The organism is Agromyces sp. NPDC057679, from assembly GCF_042799635.1.
In the GTDB taxonomy this organism is placed as follows: Bacteria; Actinomycetota; Actinomycetes; order Actinomycetales; family Microbacteriaceae; genus Agromyces.
Genome location: NZ_JBHVIK010000001.1, coordinates 1,355,456 through 1,370,831, shown reverse-complemented (window position 1 = coordinate 1,370,831; position 15,376 = coordinate 1,355,456). Strand labels below are relative to the sequence as shown.

Below are 15,376 nucleotides of genomic sequence, written 5' to 3'. Positions count from 1 at the left end.
AAGTTCGACGGTCATCCCTTCACTGCTCCTGCCATGATTCCCGAGATCAGCTGCTTTCCGGCGATGACGAAGAGGATCAGCAGCGGGATGGTCGCCATCACCGCACCGGTCAGCACGATCGAGTAGTCGATGTAGAAGCCCGACTGCAGCTGGCTGAGCGCGGTCTGCAGCGTGGGGTTCGACGGGCTCAGCACGATGAGCGGCCAGAGGTAGTCGGTCCAGGCGGTCATGAACGTGAACAGCCCGAGGATCGCCATCGCCGGTCGTGCCGCGGGCAGGCCCACGGTGAAGAAGGTGCGGAGCTGGTTCGCGCCGTCCATGCGCGCCGCCTCGATGAGCTCGTCGGGAATGACGTCGACCATGTACTGCCGCATGAAGAAGACTCCGAATGCGGTGACGAGCGTCGGCACGATGACCGCGCCGATCGTGCCGGTCCAGCCGAGCTCCTTCATGATCATGAAGAGCGGAATGATGCCGAGCTGGGTCGGGATCGCCATCGTCGCGACGACGAAGACCAGGAGGCCGTCGCGGCCGCGGAACCGGAGCTTCGCGAACGCGTACCCGGCGAGCGTCGAGAAGGTCACGACCGAGATCGTGATGATCGTCGAGATCAGGATCGAGTTGCCGAGCGCGAGCCAGAACGGGATCGCGTCGAGCACCTTCTGCGCGTTGGTGAGGAAGTTGCCGCCCGGGATGAGCGGAAGGGTCTCGCCGCGCGTCGAGTTCGTGCCGGAGCCGACGACGAACGACCACCACAACGGGTAGGCGCTGCCGATGAGGAACGCGGTGAGCAGTCCGTAGGTGAGGAACCCGGGGCGGCTGCCGAGGCCGGCCACGCCGGAGCGGCGACGACGGGGCGCCGAGTCGGCCGGACGCTCGTCGCGCGGGCGGCGCGGCTGGTCGGGGCCCACGGTGTCGACCTGGACGGCGGGCAGCGGCTCGGGAATGGCGGTGCTCATCGGTTCTCTCCTCGGGCGAGGGCGCGGCGGGTGCGGCGGTTCGGGCGACCCTCTCCGGTTGCGATGCGCCGCGAGATCAGGAAGTTCACGAGGCCGAAGCCCACGATCAGCAGGAACAGCAGCCACGCGACGGCGGCGGCTTCGCCGAAGTCGCGGCGGAAGAAGGCCAGCTCCCACATGAAGAGCACGGTCGTCTGGAACTGACGGTCGCTGCCGCCGATGCCGCCCGCGCTCGAGACGTCGAACAGTCTCGGCTCGGCGAAGATCTGCAGGCCGCCGATGGTGGCCGTGATGATCACGAAGATGAGGGTCGGCCGGATCGAGGGGATCGTGATCGAGAAGAAGCGGCGGATGCTGCCGGCCCCGTCGATCGCGGCGGATTCGTAGAGGTCGCGGGGCACGGCCTGCATGGCCGCGAGCAGGATGAGTGCGTTGTAGCCGGTCCAGCGGAAGTTCACCATCGTGGCGATCGCGATGTGGCTGAGGAACGTATCGTGCTTCCACGCCTGATCGGGGATGCCGATGAGGTTCAGCAGGTTGTTCGCGAGGCCGTCGGCCTCGTTGAAGATGCTCGAGAAGATGAGGGCGACGGCGACGGGTGTGACGACGAAGGGCAGCAGCACGCCCATGCGCCAGAAGGTCGGGGCCCGGAGCCCCTGGTCGAGCAGGTACGCGCAGACGATCGCGACGATGAGCTGGGGGATCGCGGACAGCAGGAAGATGCTGACGGTGTTGAAGATCGAGTTCCAGAACATGCTGTCGCCGAGGATCTCGACGAAGTTGTCGAGCCCGACGAACGGGCCCTGACCCTTCAGCAGGTCCCACTCGTGCATCGAGACGACGAGGGTGTACCCGAGCGGGAAGAGGCCGACGAGGGCGAAGAGGAGGAAGAAGGGGGAGACGTAGAGGTACGGGGACGCCTTCAGGTCGAACCTGGACAGTCGCTGCCGGAACGTCGGTCGGGGCGGGCCTGCGGGCGGCGGGGTCGGCGCCGTGTCCGCGCGGGGTGTGCGGAGCGTGGTGGTCATGGCTGGCCGTTCTCGGGGTGTGAGGATCAGGACGGGACGGGGTCCCCGGGCGCGAGCCCGGGGACCCCGAATGCGCGAGCGGTCGGTCAGTCCTCGACGAGCTCGTGGAGGAGCTCGATGGCCTGGTCCCACCCGGTGGTGGCGTCGACCTCACCGCGGTCGAGGGCATCGAGCACGGGGCCGAACACGTTCTCCTGGATCACCGAGTCGTCGGCGCCCTTGAACTGGGCGACGATGCCTTCGGCGCGCTTGGCGAGGATCGCACCGGTGGGTGCGCCGTTGAAGAACTCGTTGGGCTCGGCGGCGGACGCGAGCTCCTCCTGGGCGCCGAGGGTGCTCGGGAAGTTGCCGGCGGCCGTGGACTGCTTGACCTGCTGTTCGGGCTGGGTCAGCCAGTCGGCGAGCTTCGCGGCCTCCTCCTTGTGCTGGCTCGTCTCGGGGACCGAGAGCCACGCGCCGCCCCAGTTGCCCTGGCCGCCGGGGAACACGTCGGCGAAGTCCCAGCCGGTGGAGGCGTCGCCGCCGCCGGCCTCGGTGCTGCCCTGAATCACGCCGAGCATCCAGCCGGGGCAGACCGCCGTGGCGAAGGTGCCGTCGACGAAGGACTTTCCGCTGTTCCAGTCCCACTCGGCCTGAGCTGCCGACAGCTTGTCGCCGACCGCGGCGGCGAGCAGGTCGAAGTTCGCCTTGAGCTCGGCGTTGTCTTCGACGTTGAGTTCGCCGTCGCTCGTGTAGTAGCCCTCGGGCATCTGGTTCACGATCGAGTTCCAGACGAAGCCGGACTGGTCGAACCACGCCTTGCCGGTCGCAGCCTGGTACTGGCGGCCGACGTCGAAGTAGTGCGCCCAGTCGCCCTCGAGCAGCGCCGCGACCTCTTCGCGGTCGGTCGGAAGGCCGGCGGCGGCGAAGGCCGGGCCGTTGTAGCAGAGACCCGTCGGGCCGATGTCGGTGCCGTATCCGATGACGCGGCCGTCGGCGTCGGTCGCCTGGTCGTACTTCCAGTCGACCCAGTCGCCCTTGCGGTCATCGATGCCGTACTCGGTGAGGTCGACGAACTGGTCGGAGACCTCCATGATGGCGCCGAGCCAGCCCTCTTCGATCGCGACGATGTCGCTGAGCCCGGAGCCCGCGGCGATCTTCGTGAACGCGTCGGTCCGGGCGTTGCCGCCCGTGTCGATGTTGGTCGCCTCGATCTTCACGCCCGGGTTCGCGTCCTCGTACTCCTTGTAGAGGTCGTCGTAGCCGAACGTGCCGAACGTGGTGATGGTGAGGGTGATGTCCTCGCCGTCGGAGCCCTGGTCGCCACCGGTGGAGCATGCGGTGGCAAGGAGGGCGATGGATGCCGCGCCGGCGAGGGCGACGGCACCACGGGTGCGTCGTGAGAGCTTCACGGTCACTCCTTTGTGTGCGTGGTTTGTGTGCATGGGGAGGTGTTTCGGTGCAAGGGTGAGAGCGCTCTCTCACGTCAACGTGAGAGCGCTCTCACGCTGTCGGGAGGTGACTCTACGAGTGATTTCGCGAGATGTCAAGAGAGCGCTCTCACGGAGCGCCCGCGACGCGGTGGTGCGGGCGCGGCACACCCCGCTGGGAACCCCCTCGGCGCGCGGGCCGGACCGGCACGGAGGCCCCGCGTAGACTCGTGAGAGTGTCCGATCCCGCAGGCCTGCCGCCCATCGACGAGGCGGTCCAGCGACGCCGCATGACCATCGCGCTCTCGCTCATCGCGGTGCTCGTCGCGATCGCCGTGATCGTGGTCGGCGCCGTGGTCGGCACCGGAGGCGGCGGGGGAGCGACCCCCGGATCCGCATCCGCCGACGAGACCGCCACGCCGCGGCCCGCGCCCACCGCGCCCGCCGCGCCCGCGACCGTCGACACCTTCGACAAGTCCGCGCACTCGCTCGACGACCCGGCGAGCATCTGGGTCGTGGTGAACCAGGTGCGTGCGCTGAACCCCGAGGACTACGTGCCCGACGACCTCGTCGAGGTGCCGGTCGCCCACACCTGGGTGCCCGAGCTGCGGCAGGAGGCCTCCGACGCGGCCGTCGCGATGTTCGAGGCCGCCGCTGACGAAGCCGACTTCTACCTGGCTTCCAACAGCGCCTTCCGCAGCTACGAGACGCAGGTCGAGCTCTACGGCGACGGCAGCGACCCGACGACCGCGCCGCCCGGGCACTCCGAGCACCAGACCGGCCTCGCCATGGACATCGGCACCGAGGGCGGCTGCAGCTTCGAGTGCATGGATGACAGCGCCGAGGGCGAATGGATCCGGGCGAACGGATACCGCTTCGGCTTCATCCTCCGGTACCCCGCCGACAAGGTCGAGATCACCGGCTACCCGCACGAGTCGTGGCACTTCCGCTACGTCGGCGTCGAGCTCGCCACCGAGATGCACGAGCGCGGCGTGACGACCCTCGAGGAGTTCTTCGGCGTCCAGGGCGGCGCGGCGCAATGAGCCGGATGCCTCGGGCGACCCCCGTGCCGCACCGCGGCCTGTCGCTCGCGGTGCTCATCGTCAACCAGCTGCTCGCCGGCGTCGGCGTGGCCTCCGGCATCGCCGTCGCGGCCCTGCTCATCGGCGAGCTCACCGGCGCTGCCGTGCTCGGCGGCCTCGCCCAGTCGTCGAGCGTGCTCGGTGCGGCGCTCTCGGCGATCCCGCTCGCCCGGCTCGCGGTGCGCTCGGGCCGGCACGTCGCCCTCGCGACGGGCTACGCCCTCGGCATGACCGGCGCGGTGCTCATCGTGATCGCGGCGACGAGCGGCTGGGTGCCGCTCTTGTTCCTCGGGCTCGCCGCCTTCGGCGCTGGCACTGCCGCAGGGCTCCAGGCGCGCTTCGCCGCCACCGAGGTCGCGGCGCCGGGGTTCGAGGCCCGCTCGATGTCGCTCGTGCTCTGGGCGACCACGCTCGGTTCCGTCGCGGGCCCCCTGCTCTCCGAGACGGGCGACACGGTCGGCCGGGCGCTCGGGCTCCCGCCGCTCGTCGGCCCGTTCCTCTTCTCGGGGGCGGCGTTCGCGCTCTCGACCCTGCTGGTCGCGACCCTGCTGCGCCTGCCGAAGGCCGGGCAGCTCGCCGCCGATGCCGCGCCGGCGCCGGCGCCGGGTGATGATCCCGCGGCGGAGGCCGTGCCGGCCGGGCCGATCGGCGCCGGGGTCTCCGCCACGACGGCGGCCGAGGCATCCGACCCCGCCCCCGCGAAACCCGTCGGCGCGTGGGACGCGCTCCGGATCGCGGCGAGGACGCCGCGGGCGCTCTTCGCGATCCTCGCGATCGTGTGCTCGCACACCGTCATGGTCGGCGTCATGGTCATGACGCCCGTGCACATGATGGCGCACGGGCTGTCGCTCACGCTCATCGGCGTGGTGATCAGTATCCACATCCTCGGCATGTACGGCGCGAGCCCTCTCGTCGGGTGGCTCGTCGACCGCATCGGCGCCTCGCGCGTGATCTTCATCGGCGTGGGCGTGCTGCTCGGGGCGACCCTCACCGGCATCCTCGCGCCGGCCGACGACATGCTGCTCGTGCCGCTCGCGCTCGGCCTGCTCGGGCTCGGCTGGTCGTGCGGGCTCATCGGCGGCTCGACGCTCCTCACGAGCTCCGTCCATCCGTCGATCCGCGTGCCGCTGCAGGGCGCCACCGATGCGGCGATGAACCTTTCGGCGGCGATCGCCGCCGCGCTCTCGGGCTTCGTGCTCGGTGTCGGGGGCTTCGCCGGCGTGAACACCGTCGCGGTCCTCGTGCTCGTGCCGCTCGTGGTCGCGGGCGTTCGCGCGGCGCGCTCGGGCGGCGCCGGCGCCGAGGTCAGCGCCGGGACGCGCGCGCCCGCTCGCTGAGCGCCTCGAGCAGTGCGGCGGCGGTGGCCGCGTCGCGCACCGTCACGACGAAGCGCCGGCCGTTCTCGCGGACGACCTGCAGGGCCTCGCCGCTTCGCAGCACGATGCCGAAGGCGCCGTCGGGGGCGAGCCGGACGCCCCACCCGCCGAATTCGGCCGTCGGGTTCACGTCGGTCACCGACACCGAGCGCACCTGCGCGAGCGGCACCCTGAACCAGGGCGCGCCGATCGACGAGCGCACCTCGAGGCCGCGCTCGTCCACACGCACGCGGAACACGAAGGTCGCGGCAGCCAGCGCCGCGAGCAGCAGGGTGGTGGCGAGCATGATCCACCAGGCCTGCGACCCGACCGCCGCGAAGACGATCGTGCCGACGGCCAGTGCGGCGATGCTCGCACCGATCGCGATCATGGCCGCGCGCGACATCGTCGTGGTGCGCACCCAGACGGCACGCTCGTCCGGCCCGAGCTCGAGCGGGGCGACCGTCGTGTTCGCGTGCGCGCCGGCGATCGTCGTGCGCGGCTGGGCGAACCAGGCGGCGAGGCCCGACAGCGCGGCGAGCCCGGCCGAGACGAGCAGCGGGATGCCGATGCCGGGCGCGTCGGCGGGGTCGTCGAGCCCGCGCTGCATGCCGAGCGACCAGGTCAGCAGCACGACGAGCAGCACCGTCGTGCCGAGCGAGAAGGCGCCGAGCAGCCGCATCATCGGCCCCCAGCGACCGTCACGGGTGCCCGCGAACATGATCCCGACGAAGAGTGCCGTGAGGCCGAAGCCGAGCAGCGCCGCGCCGAGCGGCACCGTCCACGCCGGTGCGAAGGCGTCGGGGGCGCCGTCGCCGCTCCAGTGCGTCGCGACGGTCGACGGCACCTCGGGCAGCCAGGCGAGCATGAGGGCGACGCCCACGAGCGTGACGAGCGCGGGTGCGAGGGCGGCGACGAGCAGGTAGCGGCGCCGGGCGACGTGGAATTCGTCGGAACGGGTCATCGGTACGTCTCCTTGACGAGGGCGGCGAGGGCATCGGGCGAGAGGGCGAGGGCGCGGGCGCGTGCGACGAGCGCCTCGATGTCGTGGTGCAGCCGGGCGAGCGGCTCGACGGCGTCGGTGGCGACGGCACCTCGGCCGCGCCGCATGTCGACGAGGCCCTCGTCGCGCAGCACCTGGTAGGCCCGGAGCACCGTGTGCAGGTTCACGCCGAGCGAGGCGGCCACGTCGCGCGCCGACGGGAGGCGGTCGCCCGGGCGGAGGCGGCCGGCTGCGGCGTCGGCGCGGACCGACGCCGCGACCTGGGCGAAGATCGGCGTCTCGCTCGCGGGATCGACTCGGATCAGCACCTGGACTCCTTCACAACTGTTCTATAAATACTAGAACAGTTGCCGAGCGGGTGCAGACCGTTCGGAGAACGGAACGCCGCTCGCTTTTCAAGAGAGCGTTCTCACCGGTCTCCCAGAGTTCAGGAGGGTTCCTCACAAAATCGCGTGATGAGGTGTCCTGTCCCCCGAAACGCCGACCCGAAACCCCCTTCGTGTTCAAACGCCTCAGCAAGACGCCGCCTGCCTCCATGCCCGAACGCCGTCGCTCGACCTTCCGCGCGCCCGGAACGATCGACGCCGCCCTCCTCGCAGAGGGGGCGGTCGACGAGACGGAATCGCCGGCCACGGGCGAGGAGTCCGCGGCCGCGGAGATGATCGAGCCTTCGGAGCCCGCGCGTCGTCGGCGGGGGTTCCGCGCCACACCGACCGCCGTCGAAGCCGAAGCCGAAGCCGAAGCCGTCGACCCGGCAGCCGTCACGAGCGACGCCGACGCGCACGACGCCGACGCGCACGACGCCGACGCGCACGAGGGTGACACGCGCGAGGGTCACACGCACGAGGGTGACTTCGCCGTATCGGGTGACGCCGACGCCGACGCCGACGCCGACGCCGACGCCGACCCCGACGCAGCCGACTCCGCTCCCGAATCGCCGAGCCCGGCCGACCGGGAGCCCGAGGCCGCGCCGGCCCGGGAACCCGCCGTCGCGCGACAGCACCAGCCCCGCCACCGCGCCGACCACGTGCGCAACCGGCGCCCGTCGAGCGGCGCCCGCCGCTTCGCGGCGCTGTCGTGCACCACGGCGATCCTCGGCGTGAGCGCCTTCGGCGCCGTCGCGGCGGCCGCCGACCCCTCCGATGCGCCGTCGCTGCTCGCGCAGGAATCGGCCGTGACGGACGCCGCGGCCGAAGCGGGAGCCGCCGATGAGATCGTCGCGACGCCCGTGGTCGACGAGGGGCCGACCATCACGAGCGGGCTCTCGACAGCCTCGGTGCCGTTCACGGGCGGCACGCAGATCACCGTCACGGGTGACGAGCTCGACCAGGTCGGCGCCGTGAGCGTCGCCGGCGTGCCCGCGACGATCGTCGCCGCCGACGAGAGCACGGTCACCTTCGCCGTGCCCGCGACGACGGCCGACGCGCTCGGCGGCGTCGCAGTGCAGTTCACGGATGCCTCGGGCGAGGTCGTGCCCGTCGAGGAGACCGTCTCCTCGATCGCCGCCGCCGGCGTCGAGCTGTCGGCGACGACCGTCGCACCGACCGAGCAGCTCGAGGCGCTCACGCTCACCTACACGAGCAACCCAGCGATCGACGCGCAGCTCGGCTACGTGCTCGCCCACTGGAACAACTACAACTCGGCGGAGTACACCGTCTTGAGCGGCGTCGACTGCGCGAACTTCGCGAGCCAGTCGCTCATGGCCCGCGGCTGGAAGATGGACGCGGGCTGGTACTACGACCGCGCGACCGGCGCCATGTCGCCGAGCTGGTCGAGCTCGACCGCGATGCGCGACTGGCTGTACAGCCGCCCCGACCTCGCGACTCCGCTCGACGACTCGCAGCGCGGCCTCGTGAAGGTCGGCGACATCGCCCAGTTCGACTGGGACGGCTCGGGCGACCGCGACCACACCGCCGTCGTCACCCGCGTCGAGCACTCGGCGAACGGCACCGCCGTCTGGGTCGGCGGCCACACCAAGGACGCCGACTACTGGAACGTCGACGAGGCGCTCGCCTCGGGCGGCGGCGCGGTCACCTACTTCTCGCTGAAGTAGGCCGCGGGGTCTCAGCCGCCGAGCGCGGCGTCGACGATGCGCTTCGCCTCGGCCTGCACCTCCGCGAGGTGCTCTGCGCCCCGGAACGACTCGGCGTAGATCTTGTAGACGTCCTCGGTGCCGCTCGGCCGTGCGGCGAACCAGGCGTCGGCCGTCTCGACCTTCACCCCGCCGATCGCGGCGCCGTTGCCGGGCGCGTGCGAGAGCTTCGCCGTGATCGGGGCGCCGGCGAGCTCGGTCGCCGCGATCGCGTCGCCGTCGAGCTTGCCGAGCGCGGCCTTCTGCGCGGCGTCGGCCGGGGCATCCACCCGCTCGTAGGCGGGGTCGCCGAACCGTTCGACGAGCTCGGCGTAGAGCTCCGACGGCGACTTGCCGGTGACCGCACGGATCTCGGCGGCGAGGAGGCACAGCAGGATGCCGTCCTTGTCGGTCGTCCAGACGGTGCCGTCGAAGCGTAGGAACGAGGCGCCCGCGCTCTCCTCCCCGCCGAAGCCGACCGAGCCGTCGACGAGCCCCGGCACGAACCACTTGAAGCCGACCGGCACCTCCCAGAGGCGGCGGCCGAGCGAGGCCGCGACCCGGTCGATCATCGACGACGAGACGAGCGTCTTGCCGATCGCGGCGTCGGGCCGCCAGCCGTCGCGGTGGCTGAACAGGTACTCGATCGCGACCGCGAGGTAGTGGTTCGGGTTCATGAGGCCGCCGTCGGGGGTGACGATGCCGTGCCGGTCGGCGTCGGCGTCGTTGCCCGTCAGGAGGTCGTACGAGCCCGACTGCGCGACGACCGAGGCCATCGCGTTGCGGCTCGACGGATCCATGCGGATCTTGCCGTCCCAGTCGAGGGTCATGAACGCCCAGCGAGGGTCGACCTTCTCGTTCACGACGGTGAGGTCGAGGTCGTAGGCGTCGCGGATGGCGGCCCAATACGAGACGGACGCCCCGCCGAGCGGGTCGGCGCCGATGCGGATGCCCGAGCGGCGGATGGCATCGAAGTCGATCACGTTCGCGAGGTCGGCGACGTACTCGCCGCGGAAGTCGTAGGTCTCGACCGCGCTCGGCTCGGCCTGCAGGACGCCGCGCAGCCCGTCCTCGATGAGCTCGTTCGCGCGGGCCGCGATCCACGACGTCGCGTCGCTGTCGGCGGGGCCGCCGTGCGGCGGGTTGTACTTGAAGCCGCCGTCCTGCGGCGGGTTGTGCGACGGGGTGATCACGATGCCGTCGGCCTCGCCCTCGGCGCGCTTCGCGGGGTCGTTGTTCCACTTCAGGATCGCGTGCGAGAGCGCGGGCGTCGGCACGTAGTCGTCGAACTCGTCGGCGAGCACGCGCACGCGGTTCGCGACGAGCACGTCGAGCGCGGTGGTCTGCGCGGGTGCGCTGAGCGCGTGGGTGTCGGCGCCGATGAAGAGCGGCCCGGTGATGCCCTGCGCGGCGCGGTACTCGACGATCGCCTGCGTCGTCGCGAGGATGTGGTCCTCGTTGAAGCTCGTCGTGAGCGAGGAGCCGCGGTGCCCCGAGGTGCCGAACGCGACGCGCTGGCCGGGCACCGAGGCATCCGGCTTCTTCTCGTAGTAGGCCCTGACGAGGGCCTCCACGTCGATGAGGTCGGATTCGGTCGCCGGGGTTCCCGCTCGCTCGTGCATGCGAACAGTCTGGCACCGCGTCCGCCGCGCGTCACCGTCACCGCCCCACCGCCTCCACAGAGTGTTTCTCAGGAGGTGAGCGCCCGAACTCGGCCTTCTCAGGACGACACGCCGCGCACGCGCCCCCGAGAGGGAGAATTCTCCTGAGAAACAGGGGCAGGCAGGCAGGCAGGCAGGCAGGCAGGCAGACGGGCAGGCAGGCAGGCGGGGAGCCCGCCTCAGCCCGCGAGCGCGTGCAGCGCCGTCGCGATCGAGTAGATCGCCAGGCCGGCGAGGGCGCCCACCACGGTGCCGTTGATGCGGATGAACTGGAGGTCGCGGCCGACCTGCAGTTCGAGCTTCTCGGTCGTCTCCCGCGGGTCCCATCGCTCGACGGTCTCGGTGATGACGCCGGCGATCTCGTGACGGTAGTTGCGCACGACGTACGCCGCGGCATCCGTCAGCCAGGCGTCGACCTTCGCGGCGAGCGCCTCGTCGGTCGCGAGTCGGGTGCCGACCTCGACGACGGCGTCGCGCAGCGCGACGCGCAGTTCGCTCGCGGGGTCGGCGAGCCCCTCCTCGAGGGTCGACTTCACCGCACCCCACGCCTCGCCGGCGAACTCGCGCACGCGGGGGCTCGCGAGGAGGTCGGCCTTGACGCGCTCGACCCGGCCGATCATCACGGGGTCGTGCTGCAGGTCGTCGGCGAGCTCGGCGAGGTAGCGGTCGATCGCGCGTCGCAGCGGGTGCGCCCGGTCGGCCCGCACCGCCCGCACGAAGGCGAGCACCTCGCGGTGGGCGCGGTCGTCGACGAGGCGGTCGACGAAGCCCGGCATCCACCGCGGCAGCCGCTCAGAGACCATGCGCCCGAACGCCTCGGGGTGCGCGGCCAGCCACGACTCGGCCTTCTCGAGCGCGGCGTCGACGGCGGCGCGCTGCTGGTCGGCGGCGACGAGGCTCGCGCCGATCCGCCCGATCGCGGGCCCCCACTCGGGTTCGAACAGGTGGCGGCGGGCGAGCCGCTCGATGACGTCCTCGACGTCGTCGTCGCCGAGCAGGGTGAGGATGCCACGTGCCGCGACCGCGGCCTCGGCGGTGACCCGCTCGGCGTTCGCGGGCTCCGCGAGCCAGCCGCCGACCCGGCGCGAGATGCCGATCGAGCGGAGCTTGCCGAGCACGACCTCGTCGGAGAGGAACTCGTGCTCGACGAACGCGCCGAGGGTCGCACCGATCTCGTCCTTGCGCTTCGGGATGATCGCCGTGTGCGGGATGGGGATGCCGAGCGGGTGCCGGAACAGCGCCGTCACCGCGAACCAGTCGGCGATCGCGCCGACCATCGCGCCTTCGGCGGCGGCGCGCACGTAGCCGAGCCAGGCGATGTCGTCCTGCAGGGCGAACGAGACGGTGAAGACCGCGGCGGCCACGACGAGCAGGCCCGTGGCGACCCGCTTCATGCGCCGCAGCGCGGCCAGCCGCTCCGCGTCGCCCGGCACGGGCGGCACGGTCCTCGTCGTCACCGCGGGGTCCATCTCCGCAGTATTTCAGGCGCCCTGCGCGGTGCTCGTTAGGCTTGGCGCATGACCACGGATGCCACGCCGACACCCCCTGACGAGACCTACTCGTACCTCGGGCCGGCCGGCACTTTCACCGAGGCGGCCCTGAAGCAGGTGCCCGAGGCCGCGGGCAAGCACTGGCGCCCGGTCAACAACGTGGGCGAGGCCCTCGCCGACGTCGTGAGCGGCCGGTCGACGGCGGCGATGATCGCGATCGAGAACTCGATCGACGGCGGGGTGAGCGCCACGCAGGACGCGCTCGCCACGGTGCCGGGGCTCCGCATCGTCGGCGAGTACCTCGTGCCGGTGAACTTCGTGCTCGTCGCCCGGCCCGGCACCACCCTCGCCGACGTCAGGATCGTCAACGCGCACCCCGTCGCCTACGCCCAGTCGCGGGGCTGGCTCGAGCGCGAGCTGCCCGACCACGGGCACATCCCGGCGACGAGCAACGTCGCGGCCGCGGCATCCCTCTTCGAATCGAGCCAGGCCGACGCGGCCGTCGCGCCGCCGGGCATCACCGAGCACCTCGACGTCGAGGTGCTCGCCCGCGAACTGGGCGACAATCCCAACGCGGTGACCCGCTTCGTGCTCGTCAGCCGCTCGCGCGTGCTGCCCGAACCGACCGGGGCCGACAAGACGAGCCTCATCGTCGAGCTGCCCGACGACGAGCCGGGCGCGCTGCTCGCGATGCTCGAGCAGTTCTCGACCCGGGGCGTGAACCTCTCGCTCATCCAGTCGCGCCCGATCGGCGACGCCCTCGGGCGGTACCGCTTCGTCGTCGACCTCGACGGGCACGCGGCCGACGAACGCGTCGCCGACGCCCTGCTGGGCCTGCGTCGGACGAGCCCGAAGGTGATCTTCCTCGGCTCGTACCCGCGCGCCGACGAGCAGGAGGTCTCGTACCACTCGAAGTACGATGACGAGATCTTCATCGAGGCCCGCGACTGGCTGCGCGGCATCTTGAGCGGCGAACCCGACGGCGCCTGACGGCGGCGCAGGCTCGCGGAGGAGGTCGACGATGACGGACACCGAACGGGGTATGGACCCGAGATACGACCCGCGGTTCCAGCGCGGGTACGACGCGTCGCGCGACGGCGAGGCCACGGCGCCGGCCGGTGCCCCGACGGCCGTCGGAGCGCGGGGCGATGCCGAGCGCGGTGCCGCCGGTCGCGACGCGGCCGGGCCCGATGCGGGCGGCGAACCCGAGCCCCCCTCGTCGCTCGATGCGGCGCGCGACCGGCCGGCCTACATCACGGCCCCGCCTCCCGAGCACCCCGCCGACCCCGATCCGTCGACGCACTCGGACCCGGACCCCGCGGCGGACCCGCGTCGGGCGCAGGGACCGATGGCAGGGCCGCGACGACCGGGGGAGCGGGACCCGGAGTCCGATCGCCGGGCGGCCGTCGCGCGCGTGCACAGCTGGCTGATCGCCGGGTGGGCCGTCACCGGGGGAGCGCTGCTGCTCGGCACCTGGCTGGCGTGGAGCGTGAACTCGGACTTCAGCTACTACGGCGGCGTCGTCGACCAGGCGTCCGAGAACCTGCGGGTCCTCGGCTGGGCGCTCGCGCCGTCGCTGCTCCTGACCGGTGCGATCGGCGCGGTCGTGGTGACCGGAGTCGCGGCGAACCTCCACGACGACGCGCGGCCCGCCGGGTCGGAGGAGGGCCCGCGATTCCGGCGCGCACCCGCGTGGTGGGCGCTGCTCGCGATCGTGGTGGCCGCGGTCGTGCTGATCGCCTGGGCGGTCGCGCTCGCGGCCGAGGGCAACCGGGTCGGCTCGAGCCTCCAGTTCAGCCCCGACGGGAACGTCTCCGACGACCAGCAGGCGCTCCTCGACACCATGGCGCTCGGTCAGGTCGCCCAGATGCTGATCCCGGCGCTGGCGTCCGCCGCGATCGCGGCCCTCGTCGCCGTCGCGGTGATCGAGGTCTGGCGCGCGGCGCGCGGGATGCCCCGCCGCATCGAGCCCGACGGGCGCTGACCCGGCGGCCGCTGACCCGGCGGGCGAGGTCGTCAGCGGGCGGCCCGGTGCAGGTCGGCGGGGCGGTCCACGCGACCGAGGCCGCCGTCGAGCGCGGCGTCCCAGGCGGACTGCAGCGCGGCGGTGATGGCGCCCCGCACCACCGTGTTCTCGGTGAAGGGCGAGAGCCGCACCTCGATCGGGGACGCGCCGCCGACGGCGAGGCGTCGTTCGAGCGCGGCGGTGAGCACCTCGCCGCCGCGGGCGATGCCGCCCGTGATGTACATGCGGTGCAGGTCGAGGGCGAGCAGGATCGGCGCGAGCGCGCGCGCCGCGACGTCCGCGAGCAGGTCGACGATCTCGATCGCGGCGCGCTCGCCGTCGTTCGCCCGCTCGAACACCTGGGCGGTCGCCGCCTCGGCGCCGAGCACCGAGGCGAGCCGCGTGAACGGATCGCGCGCGGCGACGAGGCGGGCGACCTCGTCGATCCGCTCGGCTCCCACGACCGCTTCGAGGGTCGCCGGCTCGCCGCTCCACGGGTCGACCACCCGGAGCGCTCCGATCTCGCCGGCCGCGCCGAGCGGGCCGCGGTAGAGGCGCCCGTCGAGCACCAGTCCGGCGCCGAGCCGCTCGCCCCACTGCACGGTGAGGAAGGAGGGCGGGCAGTCGTCGAGCCGCGACATCGCGAGCGCGGCGAGGTTGGCGTCGTTGTCGAGCTCGGCGGAACAGGTGAAGCCGCGGCCGAGTTCACGGGTCAGGTCGAGGTCGGACCAGGCGTCGATGCCGCGGATGACCCGGACCCGACCCTCGGCGTGATCGATCATGCCGACGCTCGCGATGGAGAGCGCGGCCACGTCGTGCCGCGTCAGCCCGGCGCCGTCCAGGGCGCGGTCGATCGTCGAGCCGACGAGCTGGAGCAGCGCCCGCCCGTCGTGCAGCTCGTGCTGCGCATCAGCCGAGGAGAGGACCGTGCCCGAGGCATCCGCCACCTCGGCGACGACGCGGTGCAGGCCGATGTCGACGCCGATGACGTGGAACCGGCCGGGCGTGACCGAGAAGCGGACGGCCGGGCGGCCGAGCGACCCGGCGGGCTCGTGACGCTGCAGCCAGCCGTCGGCCTCGAGCTCCTCCATGATCGTGGCGACCGTCGAGCGGGTGAGTCCCGTGCGCTCGGCGATCTCGACGATGCGCTGGGGATCGGTGCCGGTGCGGAGCTCATCGAGCACGCGCGCGGTGTTGTAGCGCTTCAGTCGCGCGGTGCCGACGATCGGGTCGTTCATGCGGGCTCCGTTCCGAGAATACTTTAGCCGAGACTTTACGTTAAGACCTTGCGTAAATGTCGGGGCTCTGGTTGG

Annotated in this window: 13 protein-coding genes; 5 read left to right on the top strand and 8 right to left on the bottom strand. The window is 72.1% G+C overall.

The window, feature by feature from the left end:
* Nucleotides 1-11: 11 nt before the first annotated feature.
* From ACFVAJ_RS06160 to ACFVAJ_RS06150, 3 genes are all read right to left on the bottom strand, one after another.
* Nucleotides 12-959, bottom strand: coding sequence for a carbohydrate ABC transporter permease (locus tag ACFVAJ_RS06160; RefSeq protein WP_376942133.1), 948 nt, complete (start codon nt 957-959; stop codon nt 12-14).
* A complete protein-coding gene (locus ACFVAJ_RS06155) occupies nt 956-1,987 on the bottom strand; it encodes a carbohydrate ABC transporter permease (protein WP_376942130.1) in 1,032 nt (343 codons plus the stop codon). The genes ACFVAJ_RS06160 and ACFVAJ_RS06155 overlap by 4 nt, the downstream gene beginning before the upstream one ends.
* Nucleotides 1,988-2,073: 86 nt before the next feature.
* Nucleotides 2,074-3,411: an ABC transporter substrate-binding protein gene (locus ACFVAJ_RS06150; protein ID WP_376942128.1), complete on the bottom strand. Its 1,338-nt coding sequence runs from the start codon at nt 3,409-3,411 to the stop codon at nt 2,074-2,076.
* 221 nt (nt 3,412-3,632) lie between these two features.
* On the opposite strand from ACFVAJ_RS06150, the gene ACFVAJ_RS06145 reads away from it, so the two are divergent.
* Together ACFVAJ_RS06145 and ACFVAJ_RS06140 are read left to right on the top strand one after the other, a co-directional pair.
* Nucleotides 3,633-4,439, top strand: coding sequence for a M15 family metallopeptidase (locus ACFVAJ_RS06145; protein ID WP_376942126.1), 807 nt, complete (start codon nt 3,633-3,635; stop codon nt 4,437-4,439).
* A gap of 5 nt (nt 4,440-4,444) precedes the next feature.
* Nucleotides 4,445-5,815 carry an MFS transporter gene (locus ACFVAJ_RS06140; protein WP_376942124.1) on the top strand — a complete coding sequence of 457 codons (1,371 nt, stop codon included), beginning with the start codon at nt 4,445-4,447 and terminating at the stop codon, nt 5,813-5,815.
* On the opposite strand, the gene ACFVAJ_RS06135 is transcribed toward ACFVAJ_RS06140, so the two are convergent.
* Together ACFVAJ_RS06135 and ACFVAJ_RS06130 are read right to left on the bottom strand one after the other, a co-directional pair.
* Nucleotides 5,784-6,797, bottom strand: coding sequence for a DUF1648 domain-containing protein (locus ACFVAJ_RS06135; protein ID WP_376942122.1), 1,014 nt, complete (start codon nt 6,795-6,797; stop codon nt 5,784-5,786). The genes ACFVAJ_RS06140 and ACFVAJ_RS06135 overlap by 32 nt on opposite strands.
* Nucleotides 6,794-7,144 carry a GntR family transcriptional regulator gene (locus ACFVAJ_RS06130; RefSeq protein WP_376942120.1) on the bottom strand — a complete coding sequence of 117 codons (351 nt, stop codon included), beginning with the start codon at nt 7,142-7,144 and terminating at the stop codon, nt 6,794-6,796. The genes ACFVAJ_RS06135 and ACFVAJ_RS06130 overlap by 4 nt, the downstream gene beginning before the upstream one ends.
* A gap of 227 nt (nt 7,145-7,371) precedes the next feature.
* On the opposite strand from ACFVAJ_RS06130, the gene ACFVAJ_RS06125 reads away from it, so the two are divergent.
* On the top strand, nt 7,372-8,889 hold the full coding sequence (locus ACFVAJ_RS06125; protein ID WP_376942118.1) for an amidase domain-containing protein: 1,518 nt from the start codon (nt 7,372-7,374) through the stop codon (nt 8,887-8,889).
* Nucleotides 8,890-8,900: 11 nt separating this feature from the next.
* Here ACFVAJ_RS06125 and pgm read toward each other — a convergent pair whose 3' ends face one another.
* The gene (pgm, locus tag ACFVAJ_RS06120) at nt 8,901-10,529 is read right to left on the bottom strand and encodes a phosphoglucomutase (alpha-D-glucose-1,6-bisphosphate-dependent) (RefSeq protein ID WP_376942116.1); all 1,629 of its coding nucleotides are present in this window, start codon (nt 10,527-10,529) and stop codon (nt 8,901-8,903) included.
* Between the two features lie 218 nt (nt 10,530-10,747).
* Entirely contained in the window at nt 10,748-12,037 is a 1,290-nt protein-coding gene (locus ACFVAJ_RS06115; RefSeq protein ID WP_376942114.1) for a DUF445 domain-containing protein, read from the bottom strand.
* Between the two features lie 48 nt (nt 12,038-12,085).
* Here ACFVAJ_RS06115 and pheA point away from each other — a divergent pair, with 48 nt between their 5' ends.
* Nucleotides 12,086-13,048 (top strand): prephenate dehydratase, encoded by a 963-nt coding sequence (gene pheA, locus ACFVAJ_RS06110; protein ID WP_376942112.1) that lies wholly within the window; start codon nt 12,086-12,088, stop codon nt 13,046-13,048.
* Nucleotides 13,049-13,079: 31 nt separating this feature from the next.
* Complete coding sequence (locus ACFVAJ_RS06105) at nt 13,080-14,042, top strand: hypothetical protein (protein WP_376942110.1); 963 nt, start codon at nt 13,080-13,082, stop codon at nt 14,040-14,042.
* A 32-nt stretch (nt 14,043-14,074) separates the two neighbouring features.
* Here the strand turns inward: ACFVAJ_RS06105 and ACFVAJ_RS06100 are convergent, their stop codons facing one another.
* A complete protein-coding gene (locus tag ACFVAJ_RS06100) occupies nt 14,075-15,301 on the bottom strand; it encodes an ROK family protein (RefSeq protein WP_376942108.1) in 1,227 nt (408 codons plus the stop codon).
* Between the last annotated feature and the right edge of the window lie 75 nt (nt 15,302-15,376).

Bases quoted from the DNA above. Each gene is read 5' to 3' on its own strand.
- ACFVAJ_RS06160 (WP_376942133.1), bottom strand. From the start codon at position 959: ATGAGCACCGCCATTCCCGAGCCGCTGCCCGCCGTCCAGGTCGACACC.
- ACFVAJ_RS06155 (WP_376942130.1), bottom strand. From the start codon at position 1,987: ATGACCACCACGCTCCGCACACCCCGCGCGGACACGGCGCCGACCCCG.
- ACFVAJ_RS06150 (WP_376942128.1), bottom strand. From the start codon at position 3,411: ATGCACACAAACCACGCACACAAAGGAGTGACCGTGAAGCTCTCACGA.
- ACFVAJ_RS06140 (WP_376942124.1), top strand. From the start codon at position 4,445: ATGCCTCGGGCGACCCCCGTGCCGCACCGCGGCCTGTCGCTCGCGGTG.
- ACFVAJ_RS06135 (WP_376942122.1), bottom strand. From the start codon at position 6,797: ATGACCCGTTCCGACGAATTCCACGTCGCCCGGCGCCGCTACCTGCTC.
- ACFVAJ_RS06125 (WP_376942118.1), top strand. From the start codon at position 7,372: ATGCCCGAACGCCGTCGCTCGACCTTCCGCGCGCCCGGAACGATCGAC.
- pgm (WP_376942116.1), bottom strand. From the start codon at position 10,529: ATGCACGAGCGAGCGGGAACCCCGGCGACCGAATCCGACCTCATCGAC.
- ACFVAJ_RS06115 (WP_376942114.1), bottom strand. From the start codon at position 12,037: ATGGACCCCGCGGTGACGACGAGGACCGTGCCGCCCGTGCCGGGCGAC.
- pheA (WP_376942112.1), top strand. From the start codon at position 12,086: ATGACCACGGATGCCACGCCGACACCCCCTGACGAGACCTACTCGTAC.
- ACFVAJ_RS06105 (WP_376942110.1), top strand. From the start codon at position 13,080: ATGACGGACACCGAACGGGGTATGGACCCGAGATACGACCCGCGGTTC.
- ACFVAJ_RS06100 (WP_376942108.1), bottom strand. From the start codon at position 15,301: ATGAACGACCCGATCGTCGGCACCGCGCGACTGAAGCGCTACAACACC.